13 protein-coding genes and 4 tRNA genes are annotated in these 15,253 nt (G+C 67.0%); 5 read left to right on the top strand and 12 right to left on the bottom strand.

Going from position 1 to position 15,253, the window contains the following annotated elements; translation table 11 throughout:
- The first annotated feature begins 78 nt into the window (after positions 1-78).
- The 4 genes from RBT54_RS15290 (at position 79) to RBT54_RS15275 (ending at position 1,724) form a co-directional block, all read left to right on the top strand.
- A tRNA-Gly gene (locus tag RBT54_RS15290) sits at positions 79-154 on the top strand.
- Between the two features lie 73 nt (positions 155-227).
- Positions 228-301 (top strand) — tRNA-Cys (locus RBT54_RS15285).
- 69 nt (positions 302-370) lie between these two features.
- Positions 371-446: transfer RNA gene (locus RBT54_RS15280), tRNA-Gly, on the top strand.
- Positions 447-536: 90 nt separating this feature from the next.
- Entirely contained in the window at positions 537-1,724 is a 1,188-nt protein-coding gene (locus tag RBT54_RS15275; protein WP_320367917.1) for an alkaline phosphatase family protein, read from the top strand.
- A 12-nt stretch (positions 1,725-1,736) separates the two neighbouring features.
- Here RBT54_RS15275 and RBT54_RS15270 read toward each other — a convergent pair whose 3' ends face one another.
- The 11 genes from RBT54_RS15270 to RBT54_RS15220 form a co-directional block, all read right to left on the bottom strand.
- Positions 1,737-2,222 (bottom strand): DUF1178 family protein, encoded by a 486-nt coding sequence (locus tag RBT54_RS15270; RefSeq protein WP_320367916.1) that lies wholly within the window; start codon positions 2,220-2,222, stop codon positions 1,737-1,739.
- 69 nt (positions 2,223-2,291) lie between these two features.
- Positions 2,292-2,376 (bottom strand) — tRNA-Leu (locus tag RBT54_RS15265).
- A gap of 9 nt (positions 2,377-2,385) precedes the next feature.
- Positions 2,386-2,646, bottom strand: coding sequence for a cell division topological specificity factor MinE (gene minE / locus RBT54_RS15260; RefSeq protein WP_320367915.1), 261 nt, complete (start codon positions 2,644-2,646; stop codon positions 2,386-2,388).
- Position 2,647: 1 nt separating this feature from the next.
- The gene (gene minD / locus RBT54_RS15255; protein ID WP_413788465.1) at positions 2,648-3,463 is read right to left on the bottom strand and encodes a septum site-determining protein MinD; all 816 of its coding nucleotides are present in this window, start codon (positions 3,461-3,463) and stop codon (positions 2,648-2,650) included.
- A gap of 28 nt (positions 3,464-3,491) precedes the next feature.
- Positions 3,492-4,277: a septum site-determining protein MinC gene (gene minC / locus RBT54_RS15250; protein ID WP_320367913.1), complete on the bottom strand. Its 786-nt coding sequence runs from the start codon at positions 4,275-4,277 to the stop codon at positions 3,492-3,494.
- 141 nt (positions 4,278-4,418) lie between these two features.
- Entirely contained in the window at positions 4,419-5,282 is an 864-nt protein-coding gene (locus RBT54_RS15245) for an Hsp33 family molecular chaperone HslO (protein WP_320367912.1), read from the bottom strand.
- A 56-nt stretch (positions 5,283-5,338) separates the two neighbouring features.
- Positions 5,339-5,692, bottom strand: a complete 354-nt coding sequence (locus RBT54_RS15240) for an ArsC family reductase (protein WP_320367920.1) — start codon at positions 5,690-5,692, stop codon at positions 5,339-5,341.
- A 20-nt stretch (positions 5,693-5,712) separates the two neighbouring features.
- Positions 5,713-8,073 carry a Tex family protein gene (locus RBT54_RS15235; RefSeq protein WP_320367911.1) on the bottom strand — a complete coding sequence of 787 codons (2,361 nt, stop codon included), beginning with the start codon at positions 8,071-8,073 and terminating at the stop codon, positions 5,713-5,715.
- Between the two features lie 152 nt (positions 8,074-8,225).
- The gene (locus RBT54_RS15230) at positions 8,226-9,077 is read right to left on the bottom strand and encodes a D-hexose-6-phosphate mutarotase (protein WP_320367910.1); all 852 of its coding nucleotides are present in this window, start codon (positions 9,075-9,077) and stop codon (positions 8,226-8,228) included.
- A 3-nt stretch (positions 9,078-9,080) separates the two neighbouring features.
- Positions 9,081-11,768, bottom strand: coding sequence for a GNAT family N-acetyltransferase (locus RBT54_RS15225; RefSeq protein ID WP_320367909.1), 2,688 nt, complete (start codon positions 11,766-11,768; stop codon positions 9,081-9,083).
- A gap of 183 nt (positions 11,769-11,951) precedes the next feature.
- The gene (locus RBT54_RS15220) at positions 11,952-13,349 is read right to left on the bottom strand and encodes a sensor histidine kinase (protein ID WP_320367908.1); all 1,398 of its coding nucleotides are present in this window, start codon (positions 13,347-13,349) and stop codon (positions 11,952-11,954) included.
- 164 nt (positions 13,350-13,513) lie between these two features.
- On the opposite strand from RBT54_RS15220, the gene RBT54_RS15215 reads away from it, so the two are divergent.
- Positions 13,514-14,107, top strand: a complete 594-nt coding sequence (locus RBT54_RS15215; protein WP_320367907.1) for a class I SAM-dependent methyltransferase — start codon at positions 13,514-13,516, stop codon at positions 14,105-14,107.
- A gap of 46 nt (positions 14,108-14,153) precedes the next feature.
- On the opposite strand, the gene mnmH is transcribed toward RBT54_RS15215, so the two are convergent.
- The gene (mnmH, locus tag RBT54_RS15210) at positions 14,154-15,230 is read right to left on the bottom strand and encodes a tRNA 2-selenouridine(34) synthase MnmH (RefSeq protein ID WP_320367906.1); all 1,077 of its coding nucleotides are present in this window, start codon (positions 15,228-15,230) and stop codon (positions 14,154-14,156) included.
- Between the last annotated feature and the right edge of the window lie 23 nt (positions 15,231-15,253).

Raw genomic sequence — 15,253 nt, 5'->3', positions numbered from 1 at the left:
CAAATGACGCATTGCAAAAACGCGTTTTAAAAAAGTTGACACCGAAAAATCCTTGCCTATAATGGCGGTCTTTCCCGAGCGGGAATAGCTCAGTTGGTAGAGCGCAACCTTGCCAAGGTTGAGGTCTCGAGTTCGAGACTCGTTTCCCGCTCCAAGAATTCGACGGTCAGGCAGATGTCTGATCCGGAGGCTCCAGTGGTTCAGGGGCAACCGGCCGAAACGGTCGTGGCGCGATGGCAGAGTGGTTATGCAGCGGCCTGCAAAGCCGTGTACCCCGGTTCGATTCCGAGTCGCGCCTCCAGTATCAAAGTGGTTTTGCAGTATTGCGATGCGGTGCGGAAGTTGTTATATTTCGCGCGCTGTCGTCAAAGCGGGAATAGCTCAGTTGGTAGAGCGCAACCTTGCCAAGGTTGAGGTCGCGAGTTCGAGACTCGTTTCCCGCTCCAGAACAAGAAGCCGGATGCGTACAATGTGCGTGTCCGGCTTTTCCGTTCACGGCGCCGATCTGTCGCTCAGCCCGACCGGCGCAATACGCCATGCTCCCCACGCTCGATATCCGGTTTCCGCTCCCGTCCGCCACCATCTTGCCGGATTACGGCACGGACGGCCTTTACGGCCTGGCCAGCAGCCTGCGCCACTGGCTGCATGACCGCGACGCGGCCTGGCTGCCTGGAGAGGTCTCCGCGGGCGAACGGGCGGTGGTCATCCTGCTGCTCATCGACGGGCTGGGCGACCATTTCCTCGACACGGTGGGGCAGGGCTCGGCCCTGCAGGGCGCGCGGCGGCAGACGCTGACCTCGGTCTGCCCCAGCACGACCGCGAGCGCGGTCACCACGCTGATGACCGGTGTTCCGCCTGCAGTGCATGGACTCAATGGCTGGTTCATCCACGACCACCGCTTCGGTGGCGTCATTGCCCCTTTGCCCCTGATGCAGCGCGGCGGCCCGCCGCTCGAGGCCTTCCGCCTGCTGCCGCGGCTGTGCCCGACGCCACCGATGTTCCATCATGCCCGCCGGCCGGTAAATCTCGTCTCGCCGGCCGAGATCGCGTTCTCACGCTTTTCGCGGCATCACGCCCGCGGCGCCCACATCGAGCCCTATGACGGGCTGGAAGACCTTGGCGCCGCGATCCTCGCCATGGCGGACGCCCTGGCAGGCAGCGGCGGGCTGATCCACGCCTACTACCCGACTTTCGATGCGCTCAGCCACGCCTTCGGTTGCCGCTCGGCCGAGGCCGGGGTCTGCTTCGCGCGCCTGGATGACCTGTTCGTCCGCCTGCAGCGCGCGTTGGCCGGGCGCGACGTGCGCATCGTGGTCACTGCGGATCACGGCTTCACCGATGCGGCACCCTCACGCTGCGTCGATATTGCGCCCGAGGGTGAGGTCGCACGGATGCTGGCGGCGCCACTGTTCGGCGAGCGCCGCCTGGCGTTCTGCAAGCTGCGGCAAGGGGCAGAGGCGGACTTCGAGGCCTGGGCGGCGGTTGCACTCGCAGGCAAGGGTGTGGCGGTCAAGGGCGAGGCATTCCTGGCGTCGGGGTTGCTCGGCCCCGGCGTGCCGCATCCCCGGCTGCGCGAACGGGTCGGCACGCACGCGCTGCTCATGGAGCCGGGATGGACCATCGTCGATCACGTCGAGGGCGAAACAACACACGAGATGATCGGTGTGCACGGCGGACTCAGCGCCGACGAGATGCTCGTGCCATTGATCCTGGCGCGGACCTGAGCTCTGCCTTTTTCAGTGCAGATCGTCGTCGAGCGGCGGCACCGGCAGGACCATGATGCCCTCTTCGAGCAGCTCCTCGACCTCGTCGCGCGACGCCGCGCCACGGATATCGCGTGCTTCGGTCTCACCGTAATGGATGCGACGCGCCTCTTCGGGCAGGCGTTCGCCCACGTCCTCGGCGGATTTCGCCATGCGGCGCAAGGTCCCCAGGAGTTCGGCCACGGCTGCTGCGGAAGGCATTGCAGGATTGGCAGCAGGTGCTACGGGTGCCCGCGTGGGCACGGCCGGCGCCGCAGATGTCCGCGCGACTGTGGAGGCGGGGGGCTGCGCGCTGCGCGTCTGCACGTAAGGCGCGCTCGGCAGCCGCCGCACCTCGGTGGCGTTGCACACCGGACAGGTGACCAGGCCTCGCGAACGCTGGGCCTCGAACGCCTCGCTGGAGGCGAACCAGCCCTCGAAGCGGTGTTCGTTGGTGCAGCAGAGGTCGAGAACGATCATGTCAGGCCACCATGCAAGCGCAATGGCAGGCAGGTGCCATGCATCGCGTTGACAGTGCGCACTGCAGCCTGGTGCCCGGAGCGGGAATCGAACCCGCACGGCTTTCGCCGAGGGATTTTAAGTCCCTTGTGTCTACCAGTTTCACCATCCGGGCGAATGTGCTTCAGCGGTTCTGCTCCGGGAGCACGATGTTGACCTCGAGCACGTCCATGTTGTCCTGCTTGTCGAGGTGGACCTTGATGTCGTCCGGGTTGACCGAGACGTACTTGGAGATGACCTCGATCAGTTCGCGCTGCAGCGCGGGCAGGAAATCGGCCGTCGGGCTGCCGCCGGAGCGCTCGTGGGCGATCAGCAGCGACAGGCGGTTCTTGGCGATCTCCGCGGTCTTCTTCTTTTCGCCGAACAGCTTGGACAGGAAGGACATGTCACTTTCCTCCGAACAGGCGCTTGATCAGGCCGGGCTTCTCGTAATTGACGAAGCGCAGCGGGCGGTCCTCGCCGAGGAAGCGGCTGACCACGTCGGCGTAAGCCTCGGCGACATCCGTGCCCTTGAGGTGGATGGCCGGCGTGCCCTGGTTGGAGGCGTGCAGCACCGATTCGGACTCGGGGATGACGCCGATCAGCGGTACGCGCAGCAACTCCTGTACGTCCTTGTACGACAGCATCTCGCCGTCGTCGACGCGCTTGGGCGAGTAGCGCGTGATCAGCAGGTGCTCCTTGACCGGCTCGCCGCCTTCGCGGGCGCGCTTGGACTTGCTCTGCAGGATGCCGAGGATGCGGTCCGAGTCGCGCACCGACGAGACCTCGGGGTTGGTGGTGACGATGGCCTCGTCGGCGAACGTAAGCGCCATCACGGCGCCGCGCTCGATGCCGGCGGGGGAGTCGCACACGACGTAGTCGAAGGCCATGTGCTCGAGTTCGGCCAGCACCTTATCGACACCTTCCTCGGTCAGCGCATCCTTGTCGCGCGTCTGCGAGGCAGGCAGAACAAAGAGGTTCTCGCAGTGCTTGTCCTTGATCAGTGCCTGGTTGAGGCGTGCTTCGCCATTGACCACGTTGACCAGGTCGTACACCACGCGGCGCTCGCAGCCCATGATGAGGTCGAGGTTGCGCAGGCCGACGTCGAAGTCGATGACCGCGGTCTTGAAGCCGCGCAGGGCCAGGCCCGAGGCGAATGCTGCACTGGTGGTGGTCTTGCCGACGCCGCCCTTGCCGGAGGTTACAACGATGACTCTCACGATTTCCCCTTGTTGATGCTGTGCAGCTGGCTCAGTCGAGCTTCAGCGCGTCGATGTTGAGTGTGTGGTCGGTCCCGTTGAGGCGGACCAGGGTCGGTTTGCCGGCAAAGGCTTCCGGGATGCCGCGATCGAAGGTGCGATAGACGCCGGCGATGGAGACGAGCTCGGGGCCGAAGTTGCTGGCCAGGATGCGGGCCGCGTGGTCGCCCTGGGCGCCCGCGACTGCACGGCCACGCAGCGGGCCGTAGCAGTGGATGCTGCCGTCGGCGATGACTTCGGCGCCCGGGCTGACGCCCGCGAGCAGGACGAGGTCGGTGCCGCGCGCATAAACCTGCTGGCCCGAGCGCAGCGGACGGTCGACGAACATGGTCGGCGTGGCGTTGCCGGCTGCTGACTGCGAGGGGCTCGGAGCGGTGCTTGCAGGGGCAGCAGGCGCCGGGGCCGGCGCCGCGACAGGTTGGCGCGGCGCTTCGGCGGGCGGCTGGGCGACGAGCTGCGACGCATCGATCAATGCGAGACCGGCGCGACGGGCCGATTCGTGATGCGCTTCAGGCAATCGGATGACCCCGATCGGCTGCAGGCGATAGCGCCGCAGCAGCGACTGGAGTCCTGCCCAGTCGACCCGCTCAGGGGCGTGCGCGAGCGCGCCGAAATCGAGGATGACCGCTTCGCCGTTGAAGAAGTCCGGCATCCCGCCAAGCATCTTGTGCATCGCATCGGCCAGCGTGCTGGGCTCGGCGGCCTGGATCACGGCGAGGGTTACACCAAGCGTCGTATTGCGGAACTCGATCGGGCGTGCGGACGCGATGGCGGACATGGGCTGAAGGGTCTTCAAAATCAAGGAAGTGTACTGATCGACAGGCGATCGGGCAAGGGCGTTACCGAGGCGTTACCGAGCGTCACCCCGGGGCAGCGCTTCGCGACGATGTTCGCGCTCAAGCGCGCTCGCGCTGACGAATCAGTGCAGGGTGGGCGGGCGGAAGAGGGCGTCGACATCGGCGGCGTCGAAGCGGTAGGTGTGATTGGAGAGGTCGTCGTGCACCACGATCTCGCCGTGCTCGGTCAGGATCGCGCGCACCTCCTCCTCGCCAAGCGCGCGCATCATGCCGGCGACCTTTTCCGGATCGGCTGGCCAGTCGTGCGTGATCGGTCGCGCCTCGAACAGGCGCACGTCTTCTTCGGCAAAGAGGCGGCGCAGGATCTGTGCAGCATCGAGACTGAGCAACTCGTCATCGCGTACGGTGTGGGCGAGCTGTTGCACGCGTGCCCAACCGTCGAGGTCCTTGGCGTCTGCGCCCGGCAGCTTCTGCACGAAGAGCGCGACCGCGGCCTCGGCGCTGCACGCCAGCCAGAGCCCGGCGGGTTGCTGCTCGGACTGCACGAGGTAGTGCTTGAAGACTTCGCAGATGCTGTCGCCTTCCAGCGGCACCACACTCTGGTAAGGCTGGTCGAGCCCCTCGATGTCGAGCGAGAGCTGCAGGCGACCGTCGCCCACGAGCTCGGTCAGGGTCCCGCCGGCCGGCGCCGCCTCGGCCTTGGCGTAACCGCGCAGGTTGAGCGTTTCGGCGCAGTCGATCACCAGCAGGCGTACCGGGCCGTGACCGCTGATCTGGAAGGTGAGCCGGCCGGGCTGCTTGAGGTTGCCGGCGATCACGGCCGACACTGCGCTCATCTCACCGAGCAGGCGCGCCACCGCCGGCGGGTAATCACGCCCGGCCTGCATGGCTTGCCAGACGTCGGTGAGGCGGACCACGGCGCCACGGATATCGAGGTCTTCCAGCAAGAAGCGCTGGACATAGCTTGTGGGGAAGGTGTCGCTCATTGGTGTGATTCCGGAAAAGGGGGGCGCGTGCGGGGTGGCGCAGGATGGGCCGCAGCTCAGCGCCCGGTCAGGCGTTCGAAGGCGGTGGTGTTCAGGCCGACGACCAAGTCGCCGCCGCCGAACTCGACAACCGGGCGACGGATCAGGCTGGGCTGCGCCTGCATCAGCGCAATCGCCGCCGCGGTGTCAGTGATCGCCTGCTGCTCGGGCGTCAGTTTGCGCCAGGTGGTGCCGCGCTTGTTCACCAGCGCCTCCCAGCCGAGTTGCTCGCACCAGCGCGCCAGGGTGGCGGCGTCGATGCCGGATTTCTTGTAGTCGTGGAAGCTGTAGGCGACGCCCGCGCTGTCGAACCAGGCGAAGGCCTTCTTCATGGTGTCGCAGCTCTTGATGCCGTGGATCGTCGGGTTCATGGGCTCGTATGTCTGGTCGTTCACTTGCCGTTGCGGGCGCGCGCGAAGGCGTCGGCGAGGGCATTGCCGGCGGCCGGCGGGCCGGTGCGGCTGGCGGGCTTGTTGCTGACCCGGGCGTTGTTGGGCGGACGGCGGTCGCGGCCCCCCTCGCGGGCGGGCGGGTTGGGGCGGGCTTCATTGCGGGCGCCGCCTTCGCGCCGCGGCGTCTCGTCACCCAGGCGCATGGTCAGCGCGATGCGGTGGCGCGGGATGTCCACTTCGAGCACCTTAACCTTCACCACCTGGCCGGCCTTGACCACGCTGTGCGGGTCCTTGACGAAGGTGTTGGACAGCGCCGAGATATGCACCAGACCGTCCTGATGCACGCCGATGTCGACGAAGGCGCCGAAGTTGGTGACGTTGGTGACCACGCCCTCGAGCAGCATGCCCGGCTGCAGGTCCTTCAGCGTCTCCACGCCTTCGCGGAAGCTGGCAGTGCGGAACTCCGGGCGCGGGTCGCGGCCGGGTTTTTCGAGCTCGGACAGGATGTCCTGCACGGTGGGCAGGCCGAAGCGCTCGTCGGTGAACTCCGTCGGCTTCAGGCTCTTGAGGAAGCTGCCGTTGCCCATCAGCTCGCGCACGCTCTTTTGCACCCTGGCGAGGATGCGCTCGACCACCGGATAGGCTTCCGGGTGTACCGACGAGGCATCGAGCGGGTTGTCACCGCTCGGGATGCGCAGGAATCCGGCGGCCTGCTCGAAGGTCTTGGGCCCGAGGCGCGGCACGTCCTTCAATGCATTGCGGCTGCGGAACGGACCCTTGCTGTTGCGGTATTCGACGATGTTGCCGGCGAGCGTGGGGTTGAGGCCCGAGATGCGCGCGAGCAGCGGCGCCGAGGCGGTGTTCACATCCACGCCGACTGCGTTCACGCAGTCTTCCACCACCGCGTCCAGGCTCTTCGCCAGCCGGCCCTGGTTGACGTCGTGCTGGTACTGGCCGACACCGATCGACTTGGGGTCGATCTTGACCAGCTCGGCGAGCGGGTCCTGCAGGCGGCGGGCGATCGACACCGCGCCGCGCAGGCTCACGTCGACATCGGGGAACTCCTTAGCCGCCAGCTCGGACGCCGAATACACCGAGGCGCCTGCTTCGGACACCATCACCTTGGTGAGGCCGAGCTCGGGATGGCGCTGCATGAGCTCCGCCGCCAGTGCGTCGGTCTCGCGCGAAGCGGTGCCGTTGCCGATCGCGAGCAGCTCGGCGTTGTGCCTCTTCGCCAGCGCAGCAATGGCGGCGATCGAGGATTCGCGGTCGCGGCGCGGCTCGAAGGGGTACACCGTCGCGGTATCGACCAGCTTGCCGGTGGCGTCCACCACCGCCACCTTCACTCCGGTGCGGATGCCGGGGTCGAGGCCGATGGTGGCGCGCGTGCCGGCGGGGGCCGCGAGCAGCAGGTCCTTGAGGTTGCGCGCAAACACGCGGATCGCCTCTTCCTCGGCGCGCTCGCGCAGCTCGCTCATCAGCTCGAGCTCGAGGTGGATGGAAATCTTCACGCTCCACGCCCAGCGCGCGGTTTCACCCAACCAGCGGTCGCCCGGGCGGCCCTGGTTGCGGATACCGAAGCGCACCGCGATGCGGCCCTCGCAGGGGTGGGGCGCGCCGGGGTCGGGATCGGGTCGGTCCACATCCAGCGTCAGGCGCAGCACCCCCTCGTTGCGCCCGCGCAGCAGCGCCAGCGCGCGGTGCGAGGGCATGGTGGCGATCGGCTCGGCAAAGTCGAACCAGTCGCGGAACTTGGCGCCTTCGGTTTCCTTGCCCTCGATCACCGCCGAGCGCACCTGGCCGTGATCGTGCAGGTACGCGCGCAGCTCGCCGAGCAGGGTGGCATCTTCGGCGAAGTGCTCCATCAGGATCTGGCGCGCGCCGTCGAGCACCGCCTTGGTGTCGGCGAAGCCGGCCTCGGCGTCGAGGTACTTTTCGGCTTCGGTTTCGGGCGTCAGCTTGGGGTCGGCGAGCAGCGCCTCGGCCAGCGGACCGATGCCGGCCTCGCGCGCGATCTGAGCCTTGGTGCGGCGCTTGGGCTTGTAGGGCAGGTACAGGTCTTCGAGGCGCTGCTTGGTGTCGGCATGCTCGACCTCGGCGCGCAGCTCGGCGCTGAGCTTGCCCTGTTCCTCGATCGAGGCGAGCACGGTGGCGCGGCGATCCTCGAGCTCGCGCAGGTAGCCCAGGCGCTCTTCCAGCGTGCGCAGCTGGGTGTCGTCCAGCCCGCCGGTGACTTCCTTGCGGTAGCGGGCGATGAAGGGCACGGTGGCGCCGTCGTCGAGGAGCTGGACGGCGGCGATGACCTGGCGCGGCGAGACGCCGAGTTCATCGGCGATGCGGTATTCGATCGGAGGGAGCATGGAGGCTGAGGCGGTGTTGCAGAAAGGGAAGGGCGCGATAGTGCAACAGGCGGCTCGACAGGATCAACCCGGCAGGCACCACGCGATGTCCGGCCAGACGCCTGGCCGCCGTGCGCGAACGCTTCCACAGACAGTTGCTCCGACGAAAGCCGTCAGAGTGCAACCAGCGTTTGCCGTCCCCACCAGGTTTCGCCCGCGGGCAAATGTACGGGTTCTTGCGCGGCGGCGGCTTCGACGCACAGCATGCGCCGGAAGCCGTCGTCGGGCAGATCGGCGATTGCCGCGCTGCGCTCCACCCAGGGGTTCCACACCACGACATCCGGAAAGCCGTCGGCATTGTTGATGCCCAGGCTGCGGTTGTATTCGCGCAACAGCAGCGGACGGTTGACGCCGTGATAGACGCGGTCGGTCTCGGCCTCGATCAGCAGCACGTCACCGCTGTCGCGCTTGATGCGGTTGGCGTCGGTCTTGTCGCGGTATTCAAAGCCGTGCAGGCCTTCGAGCCGGGACTCTTCCACCTCGCGCAGGGCAACATAGGTGTGGAGCGCGGCGGTGAATTCCAGTGCCTGCTCGCCGGTGTTGACGATTTCCAGCTCGAGGTCGAGTCGGCCGTCCTCGATCAGGATGCCGAGTTCGGCGCGGAAGGAATGCGGCCATACGGCCCGGGTGGCCTCATCGTCCGACAGCCCGAGGGTGAGCAGCGCGAAATCGTCCCCGGTGCGCTCGGTGAGCACTGACCACGCGGCAGTGCGCGCGAAGCCGTGCGCCGGCAGGCTGCCGAGGTCGGCGAACTGCGGAAAACAGATTGGAATGCCGCCACGGATCGGCGTCCTGCCGTCGACGACGGCCTTCGGGCTCAGGTACAGGCGCTCTGCGCCGCCGGGCGGTGTCCACGACAGCACCTGTGCGCCGTGCAGGCTGACCACCGCCGCGGCCCCACTCGTGGTGCGCAAGCGCAGCGCGGGCAGGCCGCGGAAGTCGATGTGCTCGATCGTTGCCGCCATCGATCAGTCCTGCAGGGCGAGCACGCCCAGCTTGACCGAGCTGTCTTCCGGGTCGTTGCTGAGCACGAAGCCGAGCTTCTGCACGAACTTGAGCATGCGCTCGTTGTTGGCCAGGAATACCCCGTTCATGTACTGGATGCCACGGCTGCGCGCGGTTTCGATCAGCACGCCCATCAGCTTGCGTGCCAAGCCGCGGTGCTGCCAGTCGTCGGCCACCACCACCGCGAATTCGCAGGATTCACCGTCCGGGTTGACCGCGTAACGGCATACGCCGATCTCCTTCTCGAGGCCCTCGACGGTGAGCGTGGCGAGGAAGGCCATCTCACGGTCGTAGTCGATCTGGGTCAGCCGCGCGACCATCGCCGGCGGCAGCTCGCGCATGGTGTTCATGAAGCGGTAGTACTTGGTCTCGGCCGACAGACTGCGCACGAAGTCGGCCTCGAGCTCGGCGTCCTCGGGCTTGATCGGGCGGATCGTCACCGCGGTGCCGTCGGGCACCAACCACGTGGTGATCAGGTGCGAGGGGTAGGGGTGGATCGCCATGTGGTCGTAGCGGTCAGCCGTCGGCGACACGTTATCGACGCTGATGCTGGCGTCGACCGCGACCACGCCGTTCTCGTCCACGATCAGCGGGTTGATCTCCATCGAGGTGATCCACGGCAGCTCGCAAACCATCTCGGAGATGCGCAGCAGCACCAGCTCGAGCGCATTCATGTCCACCGCCGGCATGTTGCGGAATTCACCGAGGCGGGTGGAAATGTGCGTCGAGCGGATCATGTCCGCCACCAGGTAGCTGTTGAGCGGCGGCAGCGCGACGGCGATGTCGCGGTTGGCCTCGACCTGGTTGCCGCCTTCACCAAAGGTGATCGCGGGGCCGAACACCGGATCGCGCTTGACCCCCACGACCAGCTCGCGGCCGTTACGCTTCTGGATCATCGGTTCGATGGCGATGCCGTTGATGATGGCATCGGGCTGCACGCGCTTCACCTCGTCCAGGATCTCCTGATAGGTCGAGCGCACCGCGGCCAGGCTGCGGATGTTCAGCCGTACGCCGCCGACGTCGGACTTGTGCACGATGCTGGGCGAATCGATCTTCATCACGATCGGCAGGCCGATCTCGGCGGAGAGCACCATGGCTTCGGCCGCCGAGCGGGCCACGACGGTCTGCGCGATCGGAATGCGGAAGGCCGCGAGCAGGGCCTTCGATTCCATCTCGTTGAGCTTCTTGCGCCGCTCGGACAGGGCCATCTCGATCACCAGGCGCGCGCTCTCGATCGAGGGCGGGGGCAGGTGCGACAGCGAGGCCGGCGTCTGCATCAGCAGCTTCTGGTTCTGGTAGTAAGCGGAGATGTGGCTGAAGAGCTCGACCGCAGGCTCGGGAGTACGGAAGTTGGGGATGCCGGCGAGGTTGAACTTCTGCCGCGCTTCCTTCACCAGTTCCTCGCCCATCCAGCAGGTCACGACCGGCTTGTCGGCGGTCTTTTCGAGTTCGATCACGGCCTCGGCGACACCGGTGGGGTTGCTCATCGCCTGCGGGGTCAGCATGACCATCACACCGTCGACGTTGGGGCCGTCGAGCACCGCGCGCAGGGCCTTCTGGTAGCGCTCGGGATCGGCGTCGCCGAGGATGTCGATCGGGTTGCCGTGCGACCAGCCCGCGGGCAGCGCCGTATTGAGCTTCTCCATCGTGCCTTCGGACAGCTCGGCGAGCGGAATGCCGATGTCGGAGGCGCGGTCGGCCGCCATGACGCCCGGTCCGCCGCCGTTGGTGATGATGGCGAGGCGGTTGCCGCGCGGACGGAAGTGCGAGAACAGCGCGTTGGCGGCCGCGAAGAGCTGGCCCATGTTGTACAGGCGGATCACGCCCGAACGGCGCAGCGCGGCGTCGAACACCGCGTCGTCACCGAGGGGGGCGCCACTGTGCGACAGGATTGCGCGCGAGGCATTGGGATGGCGGCCGGCCTTGATCAGCAGCACCGGCTTGACGCGCGCGGCGCCACGCAGCGCGCTCATGAAGCGGCGGGCGTCGCGGATGCCTTCGACGTACAGGAAGATGCTCTCGGTGCGCGGGTCCGAAATCATGTATTCGAGTACTTCGCCGAAGTCGATGTCGGACGAGGAGCCGAGCGAGACGACGGTGGAGAAGCCGACGTTGTTGGGCTTGGCCCAGTCGAGGATGGCGGCGCACAGCGCGCCCGACTGCGAGATCAGGCCGATGCTGCCCTTGAGCGCGCTGGCGTGCGCGAAGGTGGCGTTGACGCCGAGTTGCGGGCGCATGATGCCCAGGCAGTTCGGGCCGAGCAGGCGGATGCGGTGGCGGTGAGCGGCCTCCATGACCTGGCGCTCGAGCAGCGCACCGCGCGGGCCGGCTTCGGAAAAGCCCGAGGACAGCAGGATCGCCGCCTTGACGCCGGCGCGCCCGCAGGCGTCGATGATGGCCGGTGCCTTTTCGGCGCGCACGGCGATTACCGCCAGGTCGAGACGTTGCGGTACGTCCTCGACCGATTTGTAGCAGGTGACCCCATGCACTTTTTCGTGCTTTGGGTTGATGGCGAACAGTTTTCCCTTGTAGCCGGCCTCGAGCATGTTGCGCATGAGCACGTTGCCGAGCGAGGCCTCGCGTTCGCTTGCGCCGATGATGCCGACGGAGCGCGGTTCCAGAAGCGGAGTGAGATAGTGCTTTTCTTTCATGATTGGAACCCGACTGACTTGGTTAATGCGGTGTGTCCGGCAGGGCGCGGCGGAGCGCGTCAGCCTGCTGGATCAATTCAAAATTATACTGCGGTGCACAATACACCTGAACGCGGTCTGTCGCTTTTTCTCAACTACGTCACGACCCGTTTCACATTCCTCAATCAATGGACTCAGTTTAATTCAGTGCCCGAGCACAAATGAAAAGCGTGCGCCCGCTCCGGGCTCGGCGTCCACCCAGATGCGTCCGTCGTGGCGTCCGATGATGCGCTGGATCGTCGCCAGGCCGATGCCGGTGCCCGGGAAGTCATGCTGCGCATGCAGGCGCTGGAAGGGCTTGAATAGTTTGTTGGCGTAATGCATGTCGAAACCGGCGCCGTTGTCCTCGACGCAGAACACCGTGCGTCCGCCTTCGCGCCGGGCGCCGAAGCTGATGCGGGCATCCGGGGTGCGCGAGGTGAATTTCCAGGCGTTGCGCAGCAGGTTGTCGAGCAGGACGTGCATCAGCGCCGGGTCGGCATTGACCACGAGGTCGCGCGTGATCTCGACCGCGACCACACGCTCGGGCTCCTCCGCGTGCAGTTCCCGGATCACCGTTTCGGCCAGTTGCGACAGGTCGACCGTGTCGCGCCGCAGCGGCTGGCGGGTGACGGTGGCGAGGTCGATCATGGCGTCGATCAGGATGGCCATGCGTTCGGCCGCGCTTCGGATGCGCTCGAGGTGGTCACGCTCACTTGCTTCGAGTCGATCGCCCGTCTCTTCGGCAAGGATGCGCGCGAAGCCATCGATGGCGCGCAATGGCGCGCGCAGGTCGTGTGAAACCGAATACGAGAAGGCCTCGAGTTCGCTGTTTGCGGCCTCGAGTTCAGCGGTGCGCGCACGCACACGGGCTTCGAGCTCCTGGTTGAGGTTGCGCAGGCTCAATTCGGCGATCTTGCGCGACGAGATGTCGTCGAGCGTGCCGGCGACCCAGGCATCGCCACCGGCCTTGTCGGTGACGCGCCGGCAGTCGACGCCGATCCAGCGAATCTCACCGCCGCGGGTGCGCAGGCGCAGTTCGCCCGACCATGCGTCGGTTTCGCCGGAGAGCAGGTCCCGCAAGGCGTCCCGTGCCCTGGTACGGTCGTCGGGGTGGAGGAAGTCGCACAGCGCGCGAAGACGACTCTGCTCGACGGTGAAGCCGGAGAGGGCATTCCAGTAATCATTCAGAAAGACCAGCCTGCCTTCGCCATCGGTCCGGAAAAGGACCTGATGCACCGAATCGACCACCTCGAGATAGGGCTGATGGGGCGGATCCTCCGGGGTGGTGGCCTCGCCGGCGGGCGTGGAGGACTTCACTGCGGGGGCGGCATGCGCTGCCGGGGTGAGCCGCTCGCTCGTCGTCGTGGCTTGCGCCTGGCCCGATCGGGATCGGTGTTGCGATCGGCGCGAGGCCAGCAGGTAGCCCGCAAGCAGGCCAGCGAACAGGAACGCGACGGCGGTGAGCGTCATCTGCCGGGTGTCGCCTGCCGCCAGTGCCGCTGGGGCCGACAGCAGCAAACCTGCCGCGACGAGCCGGCGGCACGCTGGTGCAAAGGACATGAATCGCTGCAGAAGTTGTTTCACGAAGGCACGTATGAGGTGTCCTGGAAACCGGTGACGGGGAGAACCCGGCGCTTGGTGCCCCTGTATAGCACAGTTCCCCGCAGCCCGGCCCCCGGGGAGTCCGCATAGAATGGCGGGGTCGTGTCATGAGGTCTCGCCAGATGTCCAAGAACCTGTCCGCGCCGGGTGTCGCAACGCCTGCCCCGGTCGATGCCGAGCCCCCGGGGCTGTCTGCGCCGTCCGGGTGGCTGGTGCGCTTTGCAGCGCTGATCGCGCCGGCTGGGAGGGTGCTGGATTTCGCCTGCGGCAGTGGTCGTCACGCACGCTGGCTGGCCGAGCGCGGGATGCAGGTCGACGCGGTCGATCGTGACCGTTCCGCGCTGGATCGACTGCAGGGCGTGACCGGCGTGCGGGTGCGCGAACTCGACCTCGAGGGGGATGACTGGCCGCTCGAAGGCGAGCGCTACGCCGCCGTGGTGGTCACCAACTACCTCCACCGCCCGCGCCTGGACGCCGTGCTCGCGCTGCTGCCGCCCGGTGGGGTGCTGATCTACGAGACCTTCATGGTCGGCAACGAGCGCTTCGGCAAGCCCTCCAGCCCGGCCTTCCTGCTCCAGCCCGGCGAGTTGCTCGAGCGTCTGAGTGGGGAATGGACGGTAGTCGCTTTCGAGCAAGGCGAGGTTGCGGGGCCGCGCCCGGCCGTCGTCCAGCGCGTGTGCGCGGTCAAGGGCAGTACGATCTGCCGGCTGCCGTGATCGTCTGCCCTGGTCGGGTTCCGTGACCTTCTGCCGCGGGCGGAGGTCAGGCCGCGTTGGTCGCGCCTGCGGCTGACCGTTCGAGCGCGATGACGTCGGCAGCGAGGCGCCGGATCCCCGCTTCACTCAGGTCCTCCGTGGCGACGTGCGGCGCAGTGCCGAATCCGGCGTAGTTGCCGTTCTGCGAGCGCCGGTAGAGCGGGTCGTAATGCTGGTCGATGAGTTCGCCGAAGAGTTCGGGCAGGGCGTGGCCGGCGGCAAGCGCCTGCCAGCGCTCGAGCGTTTCGCGGCTCTGGTGTTCGCGCAGGCGGTGGAGGTTGGCCTGCAGCGTGGCGATGTCGTCGCCCAGATAGGCGTAGTCGCGCACCAGGAAGTCGAGGCGGGCGTCGCGGCTGGCGTCGATCATCACGCAGGGCGCGCGCCGCATCGCCATGATCAGCGGCTCGGGCACGAAGACCAGGCCGATCTTGCGGCTCTCGGCCTCGACATACACCGGGCGTGAGGGGTCGAGCGCCTGCATGCGAGCGCACAGCGTGGTCTCGAAGTGCTTCTGCGCCGGCTGCGGGCGGTCGGGCAGGCCGCCGAGCACCGAGCCCTTGTGCGCGGCGAGGTCTTCCAGGTCCAGGGTCTGCGCGCCCAGTTCGGCGAGCGCCTCGAGCACGCGCGTCTTGGCGCTGCCGGTGGGGCCGCAGACGATGCGCAGGTCGAGCGCGGGTGTGATGCGCTCGATCTCGGCGATCACGTGGTGGCGAAACGCCTTGTAGCCGCCCTCGAGCTGGCAGGCATCCCAGCCCACCATGCGCAGCCAGGTCGCGAACGAGCCGCTGCGCTGGCCGCCGCGCCAGCAGTAGATCAGCGGGCGCCAGTTCTTGGGTTTGCCCTGCAGCGCGGCGAGCATGTGGCGCGAGATGTTTGCCGCCACCAGCGCGCCGCCCAGCCGGCGCGCGTCGAAGGCCGACTGCTGCTTGTACATGGTGCCGACGATGATGCGCTCTTCGTTGTCGAGCACCGGCAGATTGATCGCGCCGGGAATGTGGTCTTCGGCGAACTCGGCGGGCGTGCGCGCGTCGATGATCTCGTCAAAGCTGGATAGCTGTGCTACGGTCGCGACGCCTTTTTGCATAGTGTTGACACGACGCGCGGCGC

This window comes from Thauera sp. (assembly GCF_034003485.1).
Taxonomy (GTDB): domain Bacteria; phylum Pseudomonadota; class Gammaproteobacteria; order Burkholderiales; family Rhodocyclaceae; genus Thauera.
The sequence above is the reverse complement of the archived record's forward strand: the minus strand, read 5'-3'. Positions and strand labels throughout refer to the sequence as shown.

Bases quoted from the DNA above. Each gene is read 5' to 3' on its own strand.
- RBT54_RS15275 (WP_320367917.1), top strand. From the start codon at position 537: ATGCTCCCCACGCTCGATATCCGGTTTCCGCTCCCGTCCGCCACCATC.
- RBT54_RS15270 (WP_320367916.1), bottom strand. From the start codon at position 2,222: ATGATCGTTCTCGACCTCTGCTGCACCAACGAACACCGCTTCGAGGGC.
- minE (WP_320367915.1), bottom strand. From the start codon at position 2,646: ATGTCCTTCCTGTCCAAGCTGTTCGGCGAAAAGAAGAAGACCGCGGAG.
- minC (WP_320367913.1), bottom strand. From the start codon at position 4,277: ATGTCCGCCATCGCGTCCGCACGCCCGATCGAGTTCCGCAATACGACG.
- RBT54_RS15245 (WP_320367912.1), bottom strand. From the start codon at position 5,282: ATGAGCGACACCTTCCCCACAAGCTATGTCCAGCGCTTCTTGCTGGAA.
- RBT54_RS15240 (WP_320367920.1), bottom strand. From the start codon at position 5,692: ATGAACCCGACGATCCACGGCATCAAGAGCTGCGACACCATGAAGAAG.
- RBT54_RS15235 (WP_320367911.1), bottom strand. From the start codon at position 8,073: ATGCTCCCTCCGATCGAATACCGCATCGCCGATGAACTCGGCGTCTCG.
- RBT54_RS15230 (WP_320367910.1), bottom strand. From the start codon at position 9,077: ATGGCGGCAACGATCGAGCACATCGACTTCCGCGGCCTGCCCGCGCTG.
- RBT54_RS15225 (WP_320367909.1), bottom strand. From the start codon at position 11,768: ATGAAAGAAAAGCACTATCTCACTCCGCTTCTGGAACCGCGCTCCGTC.
- RBT54_RS15220 (WP_320367908.1), bottom strand. From the start codon at position 13,349: ATGTCCTTTGCACCAGCGTGCCGCCGGCTCGTCGCGGCAGGTTTGCTG.
- RBT54_RS15215 (WP_320367907.1), top strand. From the start codon at position 13,514: ATGTCCAAGAACCTGTCCGCGCCGGGTGTCGCAACGCCTGCCCCGGTC.
- mnmH (WP_320367906.1), bottom strand. From the start codon at position 15,230: ATGCAAAAAGGCGTCGCGACCGTAGCACAGCTATCCAGCTTTGACGAG.